The sequence below is a fragment of the Streptomyces sp. DSM 15324 genome (assembly GCF_001514285.1).
Classification (GTDB): domain Bacteria; phylum Actinomycetota; class Actinomycetes; order Streptomycetales; family Streptomycetaceae; genus Streptomyces.
The window spans coordinates 246,939-263,660 of the sequence record NZ_KQ949029.1 but is presented as its reverse complement, the minus strand read 5'-3'; the positions used below and the strand labels follow the sequence as shown (position 1 = coordinate 263,660).

At 72.8% G+C, this 16,722-nt stretch carries 20 protein-coding genes; 9 read left to right on the top strand and 11 right to left on the bottom strand.

Annotation, left to right across the window (positions count from 1 at the left end):
- Positions 1–570: 570 nt before the first annotated feature.
- The 3 genes from AQJ58_RS23230 to AQJ58_RS23220 all read left to right on the top strand — a co-directional run bounded on the left by AQJ58_RS23230 (position 571) and on the right by AQJ58_RS23220 (position 3,198).
- Positions 571–1,245 (top strand): glycoside hydrolase family 11 protein, encoded by a 675-nt coding sequence (locus AQJ58_RS23230; protein ID WP_067253014.1) that lies wholly within the window; start codon positions 571–573, stop codon positions 1,243–1,245.
- Positions 1,242–1,931 (top strand): polysaccharide deacetylase family protein, encoded by a 690-nt coding sequence (locus AQJ58_RS23225; RefSeq protein ID WP_067253012.1) that lies wholly within the window; start codon positions 1,242–1,244, stop codon positions 1,929–1,931. The genes AQJ58_RS23230 and AQJ58_RS23225 overlap by 4 nt, the downstream gene beginning before the upstream one ends.
- Positions 1,932–2,160: 229 nt before the next feature.
- On the top strand, positions 2,161–3,198 hold the full coding sequence (locus tag AQJ58_RS23220) for a hypothetical protein (RefSeq protein ID WP_234360245.1): 1,038 nt from the start codon (positions 2,161–2,163) through the stop codon (positions 3,196–3,198).
- 171 nt (positions 3,199–3,369) lie between these two features.
- Here AQJ58_RS23220 and AQJ58_RS23215 read toward each other — a convergent pair whose 3' ends face one another.
- The 3 genes from AQJ58_RS23215 to AQJ58_RS23205 all read right to left on the bottom strand — a co-directional run bounded on the left by AQJ58_RS23215 (position 3,370) and on the right by AQJ58_RS23205 (position 4,836).
- The gene (locus AQJ58_RS23215; protein ID WP_420712176.1) at positions 3,370–3,804 is read right to left on the bottom strand and encodes a DUF2267 domain-containing protein; all 435 of its coding nucleotides are present in this window, start codon (positions 3,802–3,804) and stop codon (positions 3,370–3,372) included.
- A gap of 69 nt (positions 3,805–3,873) precedes the next feature.
- Positions 3,874–4,269 (bottom strand): DUF2267 domain-containing protein, encoded by a 396-nt coding sequence (locus tag AQJ58_RS23210; protein ID WP_067253008.1) that lies wholly within the window; start codon positions 4,267–4,269, stop codon positions 3,874–3,876.
- A 135-nt stretch (positions 4,270–4,404) separates the two neighbouring features.
- A complete protein-coding gene (locus tag AQJ58_RS23205; RefSeq protein ID WP_067253007.1) occupies positions 4,405–4,836 on the bottom strand; it encodes an Hsp20/alpha crystallin family protein in 432 nt (143 codons plus the stop codon).
- Positions 4,837–4,962: 126 nt separating this feature from the next.
- Here AQJ58_RS23205 and AQJ58_RS23200 point away from each other — a divergent pair, with 126 nt between their 5' ends.
- Positions 4,963–5,619 carry a type III effector protein gene (locus AQJ58_RS23200; protein WP_067253005.1) on the top strand — a complete coding sequence of 219 codons (657 nt, stop codon included), beginning with the start codon at positions 4,963–4,965 and terminating at the stop codon, positions 5,617–5,619.
- A gap of 127 nt (positions 5,620–5,746) precedes the next feature.
- Here AQJ58_RS23200 and AQJ58_RS23195 read toward each other — a convergent pair whose 3' ends face one another.
- The 4 genes from AQJ58_RS23195 to AQJ58_RS23180 all read right to left on the bottom strand — a co-directional run bounded on the left by AQJ58_RS23195 (position 5,747) and on the right by AQJ58_RS23180 (position 8,352).
- Positions 5,747–6,418: a DUF3618 domain-containing protein gene (locus AQJ58_RS23195; RefSeq protein ID WP_067253003.1), complete on the bottom strand. Its 672-nt coding sequence runs from the start codon at positions 6,416–6,418 to the stop codon at positions 5,747–5,749.
- Positions 6,394–6,810, bottom strand: coding sequence for a phage holin family protein (locus AQJ58_RS23190; RefSeq protein ID WP_067253001.1), 417 nt, complete (start codon positions 6,808–6,810; stop codon positions 6,394–6,396). The genes AQJ58_RS23195 and AQJ58_RS23190 overlap by 25 nt, the downstream gene beginning before the upstream one ends.
- Positions 6,811–6,813: 3 nt before the next feature.
- A complete protein-coding gene (locus tag AQJ58_RS42725) occupies positions 6,814–7,476 on the bottom strand; it encodes a hypothetical protein (RefSeq protein WP_067252999.1) in 663 nt (220 codons plus the stop codon).
- Between the two features lie 96 nt (positions 7,477–7,572).
- Entirely contained in the window at positions 7,573–8,352 is a 780-nt protein-coding gene (locus AQJ58_RS23180) for an MBL fold metallo-hydrolase (RefSeq protein ID WP_079079128.1), read from the bottom strand.
- A 130-nt stretch (positions 8,353–8,482) separates the two neighbouring features.
- Here AQJ58_RS23180 and AQJ58_RS23175 point away from each other — a divergent pair, with 130 nt between their 5' ends.
- Positions 8,483–9,460, top strand: a complete 978-nt coding sequence (locus AQJ58_RS23175) for an AraC family transcriptional regulator (RefSeq protein ID WP_067252995.1) — start codon at positions 8,483–8,485, stop codon at positions 9,458–9,460.
- On the top strand, positions 9,423–9,836 hold the full coding sequence (locus tag AQJ58_RS23170; RefSeq protein ID WP_067252993.1) for a pyridoxamine 5'-phosphate oxidase family protein: 414 nt from the start codon (positions 9,423–9,425) through the stop codon (positions 9,834–9,836). Before AQJ58_RS23175 ends, AQJ58_RS23170 begins: the two co-directional genes overlap by 38 nt.
- Before the next feature lie 71 nt (positions 9,837–9,907).
- Here AQJ58_RS23170 and secD read toward each other — a convergent pair whose 3' ends face one another.
- The 4 genes from secD to AQJ58_RS23150 form a co-directional block, all read right to left on the bottom strand.
- The gene (gene secD / locus AQJ58_RS23165) at positions 9,908–12,229 is read right to left on the bottom strand and encodes a protein translocase subunit SecD (protein WP_067252990.1); all 2,322 of its coding nucleotides are present in this window, start codon (positions 12,227–12,229) and stop codon (positions 9,908–9,910) included.
- A 77-nt stretch (positions 12,230–12,306) separates the two neighbouring features.
- Positions 12,307–12,807, bottom strand: a complete 501-nt coding sequence (locus AQJ58_RS23160; protein ID WP_067252988.1) for a hypothetical protein — start codon at positions 12,805–12,807, stop codon at positions 12,307–12,309.
- A 73-nt stretch (positions 12,808–12,880) separates the two neighbouring features.
- Complete coding sequence (locus AQJ58_RS23155) at positions 12,881–13,594, bottom strand: response regulator (protein ID WP_067252986.1); 714 nt, start codon at positions 13,592–13,594, stop codon at positions 12,881–12,883.
- 2 nt (positions 13,595–13,596) lie between these two features.
- Positions 13,597–14,655 carry a HAMP domain-containing sensor histidine kinase gene (locus tag AQJ58_RS23150; protein ID WP_079079127.1) on the bottom strand — a complete coding sequence of 353 codons (1,059 nt, stop codon included), beginning with the start codon at positions 14,653–14,655 and terminating at the stop codon, positions 13,597–13,599.
- A 415-nt stretch (positions 14,656–15,070) separates the two neighbouring features.
- Here AQJ58_RS23150 and AQJ58_RS23145 point away from each other — a divergent pair, with 415 nt between their 5' ends.
- From AQJ58_RS23145 to AQJ58_RS23135, 3 genes are all read left to right on the top strand, one after another.
- Positions 15,071–15,412, top strand: a complete 342-nt coding sequence (locus AQJ58_RS23145) for a TraR/DksA family transcriptional regulator (RefSeq protein WP_067252984.1) — start codon at positions 15,071–15,073, stop codon at positions 15,410–15,412.
- A gap of 104 nt (positions 15,413–15,516) precedes the next feature.
- On the top strand, positions 15,517–15,885 hold the full coding sequence (locus tag AQJ58_RS23140; protein ID WP_067252982.1) for a TraR/DksA family transcriptional regulator: 369 nt from the start codon (positions 15,517–15,519) through the stop codon (positions 15,883–15,885).
- Positions 15,882–16,715, top strand: a complete 834-nt coding sequence (locus AQJ58_RS23135; protein ID WP_067252980.1) for a rod shape-determining protein — start codon at positions 15,882–15,884, stop codon at positions 16,713–16,715. Before AQJ58_RS23140 ends, AQJ58_RS23135 begins: the two co-directional genes overlap by 4 nt.
- The last annotated feature ends 7 nt before the right edge of the window (positions 16,716–16,722 follow it).

Genomic DNA, 16,722 nt, shown 5'->3' with positions numbered 1-16,722 from the left:
GTGGCGGTCGCGGGGCGCTTGCGGGGTGACCGGCCGGTGGCCTGTCTGGCTGCCTGCGTGCGTCGGCGCCGAGGCCCGTGGGCGGGTCGGCGCCGTGCGACGTCGTCCAGAGAAGCAGGGTCGGGAGTCGTCCGCAAAGACCCCTTTTGCTAGTTGTGGCCGTAGTGGGGGTGATGGTCGGTTGTGTGACGTGGCTCGCAAAGTGCAGGTCAGAGGGGGTGATGGCATGGGTATGGCATCCGATATGCACCACTAGAGGGGGTAGTAGGTGATGTGGGTCATGTGGGGTGGTTCACCGCCTCGCCGTTGCGCTTGGATCACCGGGGCGCATGCGGCGCCGCCGACGAGGCGGGCTGGGTCTCCAGAATTGCCGGAAGGGCTTCGAAACATTCGGTCCCGCAGCCGACGGAATGCGTACCAGATCTTGCATTCCCCGGACGCAATTGGCTGTCTCAATAGTAGTCAGCAGCGGTCGAAAGATTTCGGGGCGAATACCGAAACTATTGACAGTCGAAGGGGGCGGGTCAACACTGCGGACCACTCAGGCCTCAGAAGAGGAGGAACCCTCGAATGCACGCCCAACCCGCACACACCCCGACCCGCAGGACCGCATGCGCCTTACTGCTGGGCGCCGCGTCGACGCTGGTCCTGCCCGGCACCGCCCGGGCGGCGACGGTCATCACCTCGAACCAGACCGGCACCAACAACGGCTTCTACTACTCGTTCTGGACCGACTCGCAGGGCACGGTCTCCATGACCCTCGACTCCGGCGGCTCCTACCGCACCAACTGGCGCAACACCGGCAACTTCGTCGCCGGCAAGGGCTGGAGCACCGGTTCACGCAGGACCGTGAACTACTCCGGATCCTTCAGTCCCTCCGGCAACGGCTACCTGTCCCTGTACGGCTGGTCGTCCAACCCCCTCGTCGAGTACTACATCGTCGACAACTGGGGCACCTACCGGCCGACCGGCACCTACAAGGGCGCCGTGACCAGCGACGGCGGCACCTACGACATCTATCAGACGACGCGGTACAACGCGCCGTCCGTCGAAGGCAACAGGACCTTCAACCAGTACTGGAGCGTCCGGCAGTCGAGGCGGACGGGCGGCTCCATCACCACCGGCAACCACTTCGACGCCTGGGCCCGCGCCGGGATGCCCCTCGGCACCCTCAGGTACTACATGATCCTCGCGACCGAGGGCTATCAGAGCAGCGGGAGCTCCACCATCACGGTGGCGCCATGAGCCCGGCCGGGAGGCGTCCGGGCGCTCGCCCCCTGACGACCGCCCTGGCCGCGCTGGCGCTCGCCGCCGCCGGCACCCTCACCGTCCAGGCCGCGCCGGCGGGGGCCGCACCCTGCGCGGGATACGTCGGACTCACCTTCGACGACGGCCCGTCCGGGAACACCCCCGCCCTGCTGAGCGCACTCCAGCGGAACGGGCTGCGCGCCACCATGTTCAACGAGGGCCAGTACGCCGCCGCCTACCCGGCCCAGGTCAGGGCCCAGGTTGCGGCAGGCATGTGGGTGGGCAACCACAGTTACACGCACCCCCATCTCACCCAGCTCGGCCAGGCGCAGATCGACTCCGAGATCCTCCGCACCCAGCAGGCCGTCGCGGCGGCGGGCGGCGGCACGCCGAAACTGATGCGGCCGCCGTACGGCGAGACCAACGCGACGGTCAAGGCGGTGGAGGCCCGGTACGGCCTGACCGAGATCATCTGGAACGTGGACTCCCAGGACTGGAACGGCGCCAGTACGGACGCGATCGTGCAGGCCGCCGGGCGGCTCACCAACGGGCAGGTCATCCTCATGCACGACTGGGCCGCCAACACGCTCGCCGCGGTCCCGCGCATCGCCCAGGGACTGGCCGCTCGCGGCCTGTGCTCCGGCGCGATCTCCCCGCAGACGGGCCGCGCGGTGGCGCCCTGACCGGGTGGGGGCCGGCCCGCACCGGCACGGTCGGCGCACGTCGGCCTCCACCCTCACGCGTCCGAAGCCGCCCGTGCAAGCCGAGGCCGGCGCTCTTCCCGTCCTTACGCAGTACGGGTGAATGACCCGAGCGTTCAGGTCGCGACAGGTGGTGCGTCTTCTACCGTCTCTCCAGGGATCCGGGTGCTGCACGCCCGGTGGACGGGGGACGGGGCGAAAGGCGCACCTGATGGCGGGGTTGGGCAAGTCGCCGGACGTGCTCGGGGGCCGGGCGGGCCGCCTCCGGCGCGCCGGAGCGTGGGGCTGGGGCGCGGTGGGCGTGGCCGGTCTTCTGGCAGTGGCGCTGACGTTCAGCGGGCCGGGGGCGGCCGGGAGCGTGGCGGCCTGGACGGTGGCCTTCGGGCCGACGACCGCGTGCTGCGGCTTGGCGCTCTCCCTGCTGCTCCGCTCGTGGGGCGTGGCCGGACGGGTGCGGACGCGACTGCTGCTGCTGGGGGGTTCGGCGGTCGCCGGGGGTGTGTACCGCGAGGCGGTCAACGTGCTGTCGACCCAGCCTCCGGGGGCCGGGCCTGACGAGCCGTCGCTGCTCGGCCCGGTGGTGGTCGTCGGGCTGACGCTGGCGTCCGGCCTGGGGATGGCGGGACTGGTGGTCGCGGCCGATGCCGGCACAGGCCGGAGGGCGTGGCTGCGGCGGGTGCTGGACGGGGTCGTCACGGCGGGGGCCGTGTTCATGACGGTCTGGGTCCTGCTGCGGGGCGCCACGGGCGGCTGGCGACTGGGCACCGGGATGGTGGGTGTGCTGTGGGCGGCGGAGGTCCTGTTCCTCAGCTTTCTGTTCGCCCTGCGCCGTCTCGTGCGGAGCGACCGGAGAGCCACCTTGTGGGTGGGGATCGTCGGGCTGTCTCTCATGCTGACCGGCGACACCCTCCGTCTGTGGACGGTCGGTCCGCACGGCCCCGAGGCGATGCCCTCCCTGCTGGCGTGTGTCTGCAACACCGTCGGCCTGCTCGTGGTCGCCGCCGGCCCCTGGGTGCCCGGTGGCGCGAAGGTTCTGGACACGGCTCAGCCGACGTTGCGATGGGGGATGGAGAGCGCGGCGGCGTTCATTCCCTTGACGGTCTGCACGGTCACGGTGCTGGGGTACGTGCTGGCCCCTCCCGCCGGTGACCCGGTGCCGGTGCTGGTCGGCGGAATGGCCCTCCTGAGTCTCTGGGCCCGCCAGACCCTCCTGCCGCGCGAGAACACCGGGAAGGACGAGCCGCGCTGACATCCGGAGTGCCTACGCGCTGACATCCGGAGTGCGTACGGGCGCTTCGACCGTGCCGGGGCCCTGACGACTCCCATGAGGCCCGGGCCCTGACGGCTCCCATCAGCCAGTGATCCGGTCGGGCGCCCCCGCTCATGGCGAGGGCGCTCGCCGGTCTCGCACGGGTGAATCTCAGGCAGCCCGGGTGAGTTCGGCCCGGCCGAACAGGAGGGCGTAGCCGGAGGGGAGCCGGTCCAGGATGCGGCTCAGCAGGTCGGGGCCGGACAGGGCGGCGACGGCGCCGAGGACGGAGCCGGTGTCCCAGCGGGTGGTTCCCAGAGGGGCGCCGGTGCGGGCCGCCAGGTCCTTGACGAAGCCCCAGCCGGTGAGGGGCTGTGTGTCGGGGATCTGTTGGGTGAGGACACGGGCCGCTTCGAGGGGCAGGCGGGCCGCCAGTTCGACGCGTTCGTCGCCCGTCAGCTGGCGCCCTAGTCCCGAAAGAACCAGGTGGACGGCTGCTTCGGCCTTTTCCCGCGTGGGGTAGGCGCCTTCCTGGCGGACCTTTTCCAACAGGTGCTCGTACGTCATCGCGGGCAGGTGCTGCAGCGGCGCACGCCGGTCGGACATCACTGGGTGGTTGCCTTTCTCGCGATCAGGTCGTCGTGCCGGCGCCCGCGTGCGCGGACACCGTCGTGGTCAGGTGGGCTGGGGGCGGCCGAAGAGCAGGTCGTAGCCGTACGGGAGCTGGAGCAGGATCTCGCGCAGCAGGTCCTCCCCGACCGCGTCGGCGACCGTGCTGAGGACGGCGCCGACGTCCCAGGCCGCGGTCTGGGAGGTGGCTCCCTCGATCCAGGCCGCCGTGGCCCGCACGAACCGCTCCGGTGGCAGCGGTTCCGCGCTCCGCAGCGGATTGAGAAGGATCAGGGCGAACTCTTCCGGCAGCCGCGCTGCCAGCTGGGCGCGCACCTCGCCGACGAGGTGCGCGCCGAGCAGGGCGAGGACCACACGGGCCGCCCGGTCCGCCTCCAGCAGGGTCTCGTACTCGCCGCGTTCCCTCACCTGGTCGAGGAACGCCTCGCGTCGCAGCGTCACGTCCGCCGCCGCCCTTCTACTCCTCCGTCGGCCTCTACTCCTCCGTCGGCCTCTACTCCTCCGTCGGCGCGGAGGACGGGGAGGGGGAGATCCGGTGCCCGTCCTCCGCCGCTGTGCGGCCCGTGCCGGTCCGGCTCAGCCGGAGATCTCCCGGCGGTCGCTTGCGCCGCCGATCGCGATCTTGCGGGGCTTGGCCCGTTCGGCGATCGGGATGCGCAGGGTGAGCACGCCGGCGTCGTAGTCGGCCTTGATGCGTTCGGTGTCCAGCGTGTCGGCCAGGACGATCTGGCGGGAGAAGACACCCAGCGGCCGCTCCGACAGTTCCATCTGCACATCGTCGGCCTTCGCCACGGGCCGGCGCTCGGCCTTGACGGTCAGCATGTTCCGCTCGACGTCGATGTCGATTGCCTCGGGGGCGACGCCGGGGACGTCGAACGCCACCACGTACTCGTCGCCCTCACGGTAGGCGTCCATCGGCATGAGGGTGGGACGAGACCACGTGCCCGGGCCCGTCAGCTGCTGGGCCAGGCGGTCGAGCTCCCGGAAGGGGTCGGTGCGCATCAACATGGTCGAACACCTCCAGTGGGTTGCGGCAGTTACTGCCAATGCGCCTCACGGAAACCGTTGTAGCATGTCATCCGATGGATGACAAACGCTCCGTCGTCCAAACGATGACACATCGCGGAGGTGCCCGTGACGACAGCCGATCAGCCGCCCTCGTCCAGCGTCGACATCCCCGGCCCGGCTTCGTTCCTGGCCGCCGAGGCGGCACTCCGGGCCATAGCCGAAAGCCTGCGCGCCGCCCGGCAGGGGACCCCCGGCGCCGTCGACGCCGGCCCCGGTCCGGAGGCGGCCCTCGCCTCCCTCCTGCTCCTGCGGCAGGTGCGCGAGCAGCTCGCCGGATGGGAGACCGGCCTGATCGAAACGGCCCGCGACGCGGGAGCCAGCTGGGCCGACCTCGCCCACCCCCTGGGAGTCGCCAGCCGTCAGGCGGCCGAGCGCCGCTACCTGCGCAACCGGCCCGGTCCCGAGGGAAGCACCGGCGAACAGCGCGTGCAGGCCACGCGGGAACGCCGGGCCGCCGACCGCACCGTCGCTGCCTGGGCCCGCCGCAACGCGGCCGACCTGCGCCGCATCGCCGGCCAGATCACCGCTCTCACCGACCTGCCGGTCGCTGCGCGGCTGCCGCTCGGCCGACTCGACGCCGCCCTCGCCCACGACGACCCCTCGATCCTCCTCCACCCCCTGACCGCCGCCCGCCCCTACCTGACGCCCACCCACCCCGACCTGGCCGCCAGACTCGACACCCTGACGAGCTCCGCCCCCCTGCGACCCGACACCCCCGACTGACCCATCGACGGGCGTCGCGCGTCCCGGCGGGTCGCGACCGCTGACCCGCCCGCCGCCGCGCCTCGCAGGCGCAGGAGGCGGGGAGGCAGCCGCGGCTGCCTCCCCGCCCCGCATCGTTCCCGCCTCCTCAGCCGGGTCCGCGCTCCTGGCGGGCTTCGGAGGCGAGGTGTCCGGCCGAGTCACGTGCCTGGTCGGCCACGTGACCGGCCTGCGCGCCGGCCTCGTCCTGGGTGGCGCGGGCACCCTCCTTGGCGGTGTCCGCCACCTCCTGCACCGCGTTCTGCGCAGCCTGCTTGCTGCCCTCCTTCAGGTTCTGCGCGGAGTCCAGTGCGGCCTGCTTCACCGGCTCCAGCGCCTCGCCCTGCATGAGTTCGCCGGACTTGTCCCGCTCCAGCTGGGACGTGGGCAGCATCGACGATGCGAGCAGGCCGGCGCCGAAAGCGATCAGCCCGGCGGCCAGCGGATTGCCCTGGGTCTGCCGCATCGCCTGTTCCGGGGCCTGCCGCACCGCCTCGCCGGCCTGGCCCGCGGCCTCGCGCGCGGTGCCCACCGCCTGCTGGGTGCCCTCCTGCAGCGACCCGGCCATCGACTGGGCGCCGCTGCCGACCCTCTGTGCGGTCTCGGTGGTGGTTCCCATGACCCGGTCCCGCATGCCCGAGACGGCGCCGCGCATCCTGCGGGTGCGACGTCGTGCCATGCGCCGCGGGCTGGTCCGGTCCGCGAGCCGGTCCACATCCGCGGCCAAACGGTCCCTGGTGGAGCTGATCTCGGCCCTCATCTGGTCGGGTGACGTGCCCATTGTGCATTCTCCTTCAGGGTGTCGACGGTCTGCTCCGGCTTCGGCGACACGGTGCGCATACGGGTGCGGGCCCGTTGGTACAGGACCCCTGCGATCACGGCCCACACGGCGGTGACGATCAGTGCGGCCCAGCCGCCGTCCATCACGTTGGACAGGCCCAGCACGGCCGCCAGCGAGAGGAACAGCAGCACCATGTAGCCGGCGAACCCGGCGCCGCCGTACATGCCGGCGGCCTTGCCCGCCTTGGTCGCCTCCTGCTTGACCTCGGTTCTGGCGAGTTCCACCTCCTGCCGGAACAGGGTCTGGACGTCCGAGGTCACCGCGGACAGCAGTTCGCCCACCGACCTCTCCCCACCGTTGGCCTCCATCGGGCGGGACGGGACGTACGACATCCCTCACACCCCCGGAATCGGACGGTTGGGTGCCCCACCCGGCGGCCTGCCGACGGACGGCTGCGCCTCGGGCGGAGGACCGGACGGGAGCGCCGTCGGGGCCGCCGAGCCCGTTGCCCTCGGCTCTTGTCGCCCCGTGCCGGCCCCGTCCCCGGACGCGCCGGAGGCGCCGTCGGTCTGGGCCGCCGCCTTCACCAGGCGGCCGACGACCAGTCCCGCCAGCAACGCGCCGCCCAGGAACATGCCGGGGCGTCGGCGGGCGAAGTCCTGCATGTCGGTGAGGACTCCCTCGACCCCCTGCTCCTCCAGATAGTCGGCGGCCCGGTGCCCGCCGTCGGCTGCCTGGGCCGCGAGGCTGCGGGCGGGCGAGTCGCTCGTGGCGTTCTCCGCGAGCCCCGCGAGATCGTCGGCCCACTGATGCAGTGAACCGGCCGCCCGCCTGCTCTGTTGCTCGACCTCGTTCATCGCGCGGCTGCGCACGTCGCCCGCCACCGCGCCGACCTGCCGGCGCGCCTCGCCCGCCACGTTCCTGGCCTGGTCCACCGCGGTTCCCCCGACGCGCTCCGCGGCCTGCTTGGCCTGACCGGCCGTGGCGGAGACCTCCGTCCTGGCCGCCTCACCGGTCTGCCGCACCCTCGTCCCGTCGTCCTGCGCTGCCTCACTCATCGGTCACACTCCTCGCCCACCATGGAGGTTTTGAGAGTCATATAGGCGAGTGACTGCTTTGCGCCGCTTCACGCCTTTTGCGGATAATTTGTGCGCTCAGTGGACGGTGCCGAACAGGGACCGGTTGGCGATGTCGATGATGAAGGGGCCGACCAGCGAGGGATAGCGCTCGACGATCGCCTTCTTGTACGCCTCCCCGTCGTCGCCGAGCAGTTCGCGGGCGTCGGCGAGGTACCGCCGGACGTCCGCGTAGACCTCCGGGCCGGTGGGCAGGCCGTGGCCGGCCAGGATCGTGTCGTAGCCGGTCTGCGCGGCCAGCAGGTCCAGTGCCCGCTCCCACCCGGCGATGTCGTTGTTGCCCAGGTAGAGGTGGACGTCGTGGTAGACGAGGTCCTGGGCGACCAGGACTCCCTGCTCGGGCAGCTTGACGAGGAGTTCGTCGGCGGCCTCGCCGCCGGAGACGGCCTCGAAGACGAACGGGACGCCGTCGACGACCTCGGTGCCCGGCGTCAGGTCCACGGTGGGGGTGAACTCGGTGAGGGGGATGACCACACCGGTGGGCAGCCGGCTGTCGCCGCGCGCGACGATCTGCTCGCGCACCTGGGGCAGAGCGTGCACCGGTACGCCGAAGCGGGCGGCGCCGTTGTAGTGGTCGGGGTGGGCATGGGTGACGATCAGGCGGTCGAGCGGCTTGCCGAGGCCCTTGGCATAGGCGACGGCCTCGTCGGCGTAGGCCGGGATCAGCTGCGCGTCGATCGCGATGATCCGCGCCGGGGTCTCGATCAGCTGGGTGGTCGTGTGGAAGGTGTCGGCGGGGGACATGTAGCTGTGGATGCGGACCGCGCCCTTGTCGAGGACCGTGACCGTGCCGTTCATGCGCTTGCTCCTTGCGGTGGAGAGCGGCCTTTCGCCGTCTCGATGTCCTCCACTTTCTCCGCTGAGCCGCAGGTCGGGCGAGGTACGCTGGAGACTGGGCATGGTAAATCGAGGACAACCGGAGATCACGATGTTTCCCGAGGCGCCTACCGGAGGGGACCCGTCCGACGGGAGCGCCATCCTCCGGCTCGACTTCAACCCGCCCGACGCACACGTGCCCGGCTTCGAGATCATCGATCTCGCGACCCTGCACGAGCGGCGACGCGCGCGCCGCAGACGGAGCGATCTGGTGCACCGGGTCGACTTCCACACCCTCACCCTCGTCACCGAGGGCGAGGGCGAACACGCCGTCGACTTCGTGACCTACCCCTGCCGCCCCGGCACCCTGCTGTGGGTCCGCCCCGGACAGGTACAGAGCTTTGTGCGGCCGGGCACCGCGAACGGCACGCACCTGCTGTTCACCGCGGCGTTCCCGCCCCACACCAGCAGCGCCGACCGACTGGTCAAGGAGTGGTACGGGCCGGTGTGCCGGCACCTGGGGGCCAGCCCGCCGTACGCCGTACTGTCCACGCTGCTGGGACAGTTGCGGGCCGAGTACGACCGGCCGGCGCCGACGGTGTCGGTGGAGATCCTCCAACTCCTCCTGGCGACCGTCCTGTTGCAGGTCGAACGGCTGCCCCACCCGGAGGGCGGCGACCCACGGGCCGGCGGCGAGGTGTACGCCCGTTTCCGCGCCGAGCTGGAACGCTCCTACGCCACCACGCGCCGCGCCGCCGATTACGCCCACCGTCTCGGATACTCCGTCAAGACCCTCACCCGCGCCTGCGCCGCCGCCACCGGACAGCCCGTGAAACACGTCATCGACGCCCGGGTCGCCCTGGAGGCGCAGCGGCTGCTCGCCCACACCGACGAACCGGTGGCGGCGATCGCCCGCCGCCTCGGCTTCCCCGAACCCACCAACTTCGGCAAGTTCTTCACTCGTCACACCGGTGTCACCCCGGGCGCCTTCCGGCAGACCCACCGGCGCCCGGGGGAAAATGGGCGCGCCATCAGCTCTACGAAGGACCAGCATGACGAGCCACACCACCCCGCCCCAGACGGACGATGACCGCTTCTGGCAGGAACGACACATCTGTTTCCTGACAACGCACCGGCCCGACGGCAGTCCCCATCTCGTCCCCGTCGGCGTCACCTTCGATCCGGAGGCCGGGATCGCACGCGTCATCAGCAGTGCCGGCAGCAGAAAGGTCCGCAACGTCCGAGCGGCCGGTCCCGGCGCGACCGCCGCGGTCGGCCAGGTCGACGGACGCCGCTGGTGCACCCTCGAAGGCCCCGCGGTGGTCAAGGACGACCCGGACTCCGTCGCCGAGGCCGAACGACGCTACGCCGAGCGCTACCGGCAGCCCCGCCCCAACCCCGAGCGCGTGGTCATCGAGATCACCGTGACCCGGGTGATGGGGACCGTGCGGCCCCCGGGCTGGTGAGCGCGACCCCGTCGGGCGTCACGCGCAGCACACCCGCCGTCGACGGGGCCGCGCCCCGCGTTGGATGACGTTCATCGCAGCCTCCCGGGCCGGGCGAGGGTGAGGGGAGCCGCGGTGAACACCGACGAGTAGGTGCCGACCGCCAGGCCGATGAGCAGGGCGAGGGCGAAGTCGGTGAGGGCGCCGTCCGCCAGGACGGCCAGGGCGGTGAGGATGAGGGCCGCCCCCGTGCCCGTGCTGACGGTGCGGGGGAGCGTGTGCAGGATCGCCTGGTTCGTCAGCCGCGGCAGCGGCATCGCGCGGTTCCGGCCCAGGAGTTCGCGGATGCGGTCGAACAGGACGACGGAGTCGTTGACCGAGTAGCCGATCACGGTCAGCAGCGCGGCCAGGAAGAGGCCGTCGATCGGCTTGCCCAGCCAGGCGAAGACCCCGACGAGGATCACCACGTCGTGGACGAGCGCACCGACCGCCGCGGTGGCGAACCTCCACCGGAAGCGCACCGCCAGATACAGCAACTGGGCGCCGAGGGCGAGGCCGAGCGCGACGAGGGCGTTGCGGCGCAGTTCCTCGCCCAGGCTCGGGCCGATCAACTCGTCGCGCACCTTCTCCGCCCCGCCGCCCAGACCGCTCACCGTGCCGGTCACCGTCGCCTCCTGGGCATCGGTCAGCTTCTCCGCGCGCACCGTGAGGGAGCCGTCGCCGGAGGACTGCACGATCGCGTGCGGGAAGCCCGCCCGGCCGAGGGCCTCACGTGCCCGGTCGGGGTCGACGGGAGCGGTCGTGGAGTAGGCGACGAGCCGGCCCCCGGTGAAATCGATGCCGAAGTCGAGTCCGCGCACCAGGATGCCCGACCCGGCCAGGACGAGGAGCACGCCGGAGGCTGCCAGCCAGCGGCGCGGACGGCGCATCAGGAACGGGTCGCGGCGCAGCAGCCGATCCCGGACGCGCCCGGCGTGCGTGATGCCGGTCAGACGCGGCCGGCGGAAGGCCGCGCGACGGTCGAGCGCGTACTCGGCGAGCACCCGGGTGACGACCAGCGCGCTGATCATGGAGGCGAGGACGCCGATGCCGAGCGTGACGCCGAAGCCGCGGACCGGGCCGGAGGCGAGGACGAACAGCAGTCCGGCGGCGATCAGCGTGGTGATGGTGGAGTCGGCGATGGCGCCCAGCGCGCCCCGGAACCCCGCCGTCAGCGCCGAGCGGGGGCTGGTCCGGCTCCGGGCGGCGTGCTCCTCGCGGGCCCGCTCGAAGACGAGGACGTTGGCGTCCACGGCCATACCGACGGCCAGCACGAATCCGGCGAGGCCGGGGAGCGTCAGGGTGGCGCCGACGGCGGCCAGAGCGGCGTACGAGATGAGGCCGTAGCAGGCGAGGGCCACCGTCGCGAGCACGCCCATGAGGCGGTAGACGGCGATGACGAACAGCGCGGTCAGCGCTGTGCCGATCACCGCTGCCCGGGCCGCCGCCGCGACGGCCGCGGCGCCGAGGGTGGCGCCGACGGTACGCTGCTCGACCGTCTCGACCGGCACGGGCAGGGCGCCGCCCGAGATGAGCAGGGCCAGCTCGCGGGCCCCGGCGTCGTCGAAGGAGCCGGTGATCTGCGTGGCGCCGCCCGGGATGCCCGCACCGCAGGCCACGGACCGGTCGACCTGTGGAGAGGAGACGATCTTGCCGTCGAGGACGATGGCCACGCGGCGCTGCGGATCGCCGGGCGGGTGGCAGGCGGCGTCCGCCGTGACCTGTGTCCACCGTGCGCGGCCGGAGTCGGTGAAGTCGACGGTGACATGCCATCCGGCGCCGCTCTGCTGGTCGAAGCGGGCGGTGGCGCCTTCCACGTGCTGCCCGGTCAGGGCGGCCGCCTGGAGCCGCAGGGGTTGTCCGGCTGCGTCGGGCAGGACCTGCTCTTCCTTGCCGGGATCGACCGGATCGACCGGATCGACCGGATCGACCGGATCGACTTGATCGGTCGGATCGGTCGGATCGGTCGGATCGGTCGGCGGTGTCGGGGTGTCGGCGGTACCGAGGACGGGGTGGACGGTGAGCTGGGCGGTGCGGCCCAGGACGGCTGCGGCCTTCTCCGGATCCTGGAGACCGGGCAGTTCGACGAGGATGCGGTGGTCGCCGGAACGGACGAGGGTCGGTTCGGCGACACCCAGCGCGTCGATCCGGCCCCGCAGCACCTCGACGGTGCGTTCGGTGGCGTCCGGCCCGGCCTCGACGGTGTCGGTGGAGCGGGTCTCCAGCAGGATCTGGGTGCCACCGCGCAGATCGAGCCCGAGGCGGACCGGCGTGGTGAGGGCGATCGCCAGCGATCCGACGATCACGGCGAGAGCGAGCAGCGCACGGGTGCGCGAGGAGTTGTTGCGGTTCTTCCGGTTGTTCCGGCGTTTCAACGCGAGCCTCCGGCAGGCATGCCGCGGCGGCGGCGCAGGGGCGGCCGCGGCGGGAGAGAGAAGGGGACGGGCTGTTCTCAGATGCCGGGAGGCCGGGGAGGGGCCCGGCCGCGGTCGTACGCCGACCGGTCGTGCAAGGCAGGGGTGGGCAGGGGCGGCGCAGACGCGGCCACGCCGACGGCCGGGGCGGTGGTGACCCGGCGGGGTGGGGCGGCGCGGTGGTCCGGTGGGTGCGGGCGCTCGCCGAGATGGTCGTACGGGGACCTGACCTGCGCCGCGTACGGCCCGGCGCACGGGTCGTCGGCGCGCGGACCGCTGTCGGGCTGCCACGCGACGTCCGAGGCCGAGGCCACGGAGGCCGAACGGCCAGCGGTGGCCGGCGTGGGGGCGGTGACGGTGGAGGCCGGGGCCGGCGCCAGGAAGAGGGCGAGGAGGGCGAGGAGGCCGGTGAGGGCGGTGAGGGGGGTGAGGGCGAGGAGTGCAGTGAACGCGGTGCGCGCCACGAACGCGGTGCCCGCCGTGCCCTCGGTGAGCCGGTGACGGGCGGCGGTCGGGACGGCGCGGTATGCCGGGCGCATGCACCGTCCCTTTCTCGATGTGCCGGAGAGCGATTCCTGCTGTGCGGAGCGCTGCCGCTCCCGATGGCGTGCGTCAGGCCTCGATGAGACCGGCGCGGATGGCGTAGCGGGTCAGCTCCAGCCGGTCGTGCAGGCCGAGCTTGTGCAGGAGGTTGGCCCGGTGGCGGTGCACGGTCTTGACACTGATGAACAGGATCTCGGCGATCTCCCGGGAGGAGTGCCCCTCCGCGACGAGCTTGAGGACCTCCTCCTCGCGCGGCGTGAGCAGGTGATCGGCGTTCTCCTCGCCGTTGCGGACCCGGTCCAGATAGGTGCGGATCAGTGCGGTGACCGCGCCGGGGTAGAGGAACGGCTCGTTGCGCATCGCGGACCGGCAGGCGGCGACCAGATCGCGGTCGGCCACCGACTTCAGCACATAGCCGCAGGCCCCGGCCTTGAGCGCCTGGAACAGGTACTGCTCGTTGTCGTGCATGGTCAGCATCAGGATCCGCAGGCCCGGCTTGAGCGCCGCCAGTTCACGGGTGGCCTGAAGACCGGTCAGCCGCGGCATCGCGATGTCCAGGACCGCCAGGTCCGGCTCCGCCGTCCGGGCCTGCTCGATGGCCTCGGCCCCGTCCCCGGCCTCCGCGACGACCCGCAGGTCCGGCTCGCGGTCGAGGATCAGGCGGACACCGCGGCGTACGAGGGCGTGGTCGTCGGCCAGCAGGATCCGGATCGGCTTCGACGCCGCCGAAGGCCCCGACGCCGCCGAAGCCGCGGTGCGTTCGGGAGGGATGTCGTCGGTCATGGTCAGAGCTGCTTCCTGGGGACGGGGGTGATCAGACGGATACGGGTTCCGGTGCAGGTTCCCGTGCCGGTACCGGAGGTGCCCGTGGTGCAGGAGACGGCGGCCGGGACGGCGTCGACGGCAGCGATGGCGGTGACGGCGGTGGCTGTGGCGGGCGTAGAGGAGATCTCCAGGGTGGCCCCGGCGAGCAGGGCACGCTCCCGCATGCCGCGGATCCCGGCGCCCTCGCACGCGGCCTCGATGCCGCGGCCGTCGTCGGCGACCTCCAGCACCACCGCCCCGTCGGCCCTGCGCAGGCTCACCTCCACCCGGCGCGCGTCCGCGTGACGGGCCGTGTTGGTCAGGCTCTCCTGAGCCACCCGGTACAGCACCAGCTCGCTCTCCTCGCCGAGCGCGGGCAGATCGGCGTCGAAGCGGCGCACGACGTGCAGTCCGGCGTGGGTCGCGAAGTCCTGGGTGAGCGAGGTCAGGGCGCTGACCAGGCCCAGGTCCTCCAGGACGCCCGGGCGCAGACGGCGCACCAGACGCCGGACCTCGTCCAGGCTCTCCCGGGTGATCTCCTGGGCCTGCCGCAGGTCCTCGCGCAGCGGCCCGGAAGCGTCGTCCGCGGCCCGCTTCAGCACCAGCAGGATCGCCGTCATGCTCTGCCCGACCTCGTCGTGCAGTTCCTGGGCGATACGACGCCGTTCCGCCTCCTGGGCCAGCAACGCCCGGGCGCTGGAGGTGGCGCGCTCGTGCTCCAGGCGGTCGAGCATCGCGTTGAAGGTCCGGATCAGCTCGGAGACCTCGTTGCCGCCCCCGGCGCCGGGAACGGGCAGGCGCTGCCCGGGCCGCAGCAGGTCGACGGTGGTCATCAGCCGGGTGAGCCGGCCCAGCGGGGCCAGGCCCCAGCGCAGCAGGGTGGCGGTGGCGACCAGCATGACGGCGAGACCGCCGACCAGGATGACCGCCTCGGTCAGCAGCACCGGCACCGACACGGTGACCGGTGCCCACAGCAGGAGAGCCGTGGCGGCGCCCAGCACCAGGGCGTTGAGCGCGAAGATCCGCCAGAACAGCGACACGGGAGAACTCCTCCTTCAGGGACCCGGCCCCGACCGGCCGTTTCCGCAACCCCTGACCCGGGCGCGGGCCGCGGGGCACGGACGGGACCGATCCTGCTCCAGCCTCCCCCGTACCGGTGGCGTCGGTCGATGGGGTCCCCCACCCATTTCCGCGGTCGCGGACCACCCATGCGCCGCCCGGTGCGGCCGGCGCATGGGTACCGCCGCACCGGAGGAATGGGGTCCGCGCCCGATGGGTTTCCGCCGAGCGGCCCGGCAGAGTCGAACCCGTCCGAGCCGTCCGGTACGGCCGGTGCCCCACGTCGTACGGACCGCGGGCCCGGCACACCGGTCGGCCACATCCGCGCCCACCGCGCCCACCGCGCCGGCCGCCCGCCCGTGCGGCGCACCCGTGGCGCCCGAGAAAGGAGCCGTCGTGTCGCTCGACACCTCCCAGGTCACCTCCCAGGCCGATGCCCGCCCGCTGCCGCCCGCCGCGCTCGACGCCCGTCGGCGTCTCGAACACGCCCACAGCAGCCGGATGGCCCAGCTGCGGGCCCTCGACGAGGCCGGCCGGATCGCGAAGGACCACGTGATGTCCGCCCAGGCCGAAGCGATCCAGCAGGTGCTCAGGGAGATCGACGCGGCGTTCGCCCGTATCGACGACGGTTCCTACGGCACCTGCCAGGGATGTTCCAAGCCCGTCCCCGCCGAACGCCTGGAGATCCTGCCGTACGCCCGGTACTGCGTCGCCTGCCAGCGCCGCGCAGCCGCCTGAACCGCCGGCCCCACACCCCCAGGCCCCACACCCCCAGCACCGTCCCCACGTCTCCCGTCCCGACGTCTCCACGTCTCCGTCCTGCACACAAAGGGGTGAAGTGAGTGGTGAACCACCAGACCGTCGGCGACCGCGCCGCACACCTGTCGCCCGAGGACCTCGCCGCGTTGCAGGAGAACCTGCACGAACAGCGCCTGTTCCGCCGGGAGCAGCTGCGGCAGATCGCGGCGGCGCCCCGCGCCGGGACCTCGCCCGGGCACCGCTCGGCCGCGCAGACCGAGGTACAGGTCAAACTCGCCGCGTCCGCGCGCATGGTCCTCCACGACGTCGAAGCGGCGCTGCGGCGCATCGAGGAGGGCTGTTACGGCACCTGCCATCTGTGTCGGCGGCCCGTCGACCGCGAACGCCTGCTGATCGTGCCGCAGGCCCGCTACTGCGCGCGCTGCCAGCAGGTGCGGGAGGCCGGAGGATGACCGCCGTACGCCGCCCGCGCACCGGCTCCCGCGGCCGGCACCGGCCCTGGCCGCTGTGCCGGCGGTGCAGTGGCCTCGCGCTCGACATGGGCAGCGACCGGACCCGCGCCTGGATCGCCGGCCGCCCCACGATCCTCGACGTCCCCTCGGTCACCTTCCCGGGTACGGGGGCGCTGCACCCGATCCGGCGCGGCGCGATCGTCGACGTCCCCGGCACGGCCCGGATGCTCGACCGGCTCCTCGGCCACCGCCTGCCCCGGCAACCGCGCCCGCTGGTGGTGGTCACCACGCCGGTCCTGGGCGGGCCCACCTACCGGGACCGGGCCCGTGCGGCCGTCCAGGTGCTGCGGCCGCGCGCCGTGCTGACCGTGCCCACGGCCCGCGCCGTCGCCCTGGGGGCGGACGCCGACCTCACCCGACCGCTGCTCGTGGTGGACATCGGCGCGCACCTCACCGAAGTGGTCCTCCTCGTCGACGGCGCGGTCTTCGACGCGCGCCGCACCGCGTGGGGCACCACCGACCTGACCTGCGCCGACGCACGGGCGGACCTCTGCGAGGCCGTCACCGCCATGATCACCTCGATGCTCCGGCAGGACCACACCGCCCGCACGGCCGACGCCCTCGGCCGGGGCCCGCTCCTGGCGGGCGGTGGCGCCCTGCGCCCCGACCTCGTCGCCCGCCTCGGCGCCGGACTGCACGCACCCCTGCGGGCCGTCGCCGCACCCCACACCGCCGCCCTCCGCGGCGCCGCCAAGATCCTGCGGGCCGCGCACGCCCACCCGTCGACCCGGGGCACCGCACCACCCGGGCCCGCCCCCTGTCCCCACTGAGCCGCAC

Coding starts and splice junctions, on each gene's coding strand:
- AQJ58_RS23160 (WP_067252988.1), bottom strand. CDS start 12,807: ATGCGCCCGGCATACCGCGCCGTCCCGACCGCCGCCCGTCACCGGCTC.
- AQJ58_RS23180 (WP_079079128.1), bottom strand. CDS start 8,352: ATGAACGGCACGGTCACGGTCCTCGACAAGGGCGCGGTCCGCATCCAC.
- AQJ58_RS23225 (WP_067253012.1), top strand. CDS start 1,242: ATGAGCCCGGCCGGGAGGCGTCCGGGCGCTCGCCCCCTGACGACCGCC.
- AQJ58_RS23175 (WP_067252995.1), top strand. CDS start 8,483: ATGTTTCCCGAGGCGCCTACCGGAGGGGACCCGTCCGACGGGAGCGCC.
- AQJ58_RS42725 (WP_067252999.1), bottom strand. CDS start 7,476: ATGAGTGAGGCAGCGCAGGACGACGGGACGAGGGTGCGGCAGACCGGT.
- AQJ58_RS23205 (WP_067253007.1), bottom strand. CDS start 4,836: ATGTTGATGCGCACCGACCCCTTCCGGGAGCTCGACCGCCTGGCCCAG.
- AQJ58_RS23135 (WP_067252980.1), top strand. CDS start 15,882: ATGACCGCCGTACGCCGCCCGCGCACCGGCTCCCGCGGCCGGCACCGG.
- AQJ58_RS23190 (WP_067253001.1), bottom strand. CDS start 6,810: ATGTCGTACGTCCCGTCCCGCCCGATGGAGGCCAACGGTGGGGAGAGG.
- AQJ58_RS23155 (WP_067252986.1), bottom strand. CDS start 13,594: ATGACCGACGACATCCCTCCCGAACGCACCGCGGCTTCGGCGGCGTCG.
- AQJ58_RS23195 (WP_067253003.1), bottom strand. CDS start 6,418: ATGGGCACGTCACCCGACCAGATGAGGGCCGAGATCAGCTCCACCAGG.
- AQJ58_RS23170 (WP_067252993.1), top strand. CDS start 9,423: ATGACGAGCCACACCACCCCGCCCCAGACGGACGATGACCGCTTCTGG.
- AQJ58_RS23215 (WP_420712176.1), bottom strand. CDS start 3,804: ATGTCCGACCGGCGTGCGCCGCTGCAGCACCTGCCCGCGATGACGTAC.
- AQJ58_RS23220 (WP_234360245.1), top strand. CDS start 2,161: ATGGCGGGGTTGGGCAAGTCGCCGGACGTGCTCGGGGGCCGGGCGGGC.
- AQJ58_RS23230 (WP_067253014.1), top strand. CDS start 571: ATGCACGCCCAACCCGCACACACCCCGACCCGCAGGACCGCATGCGCC.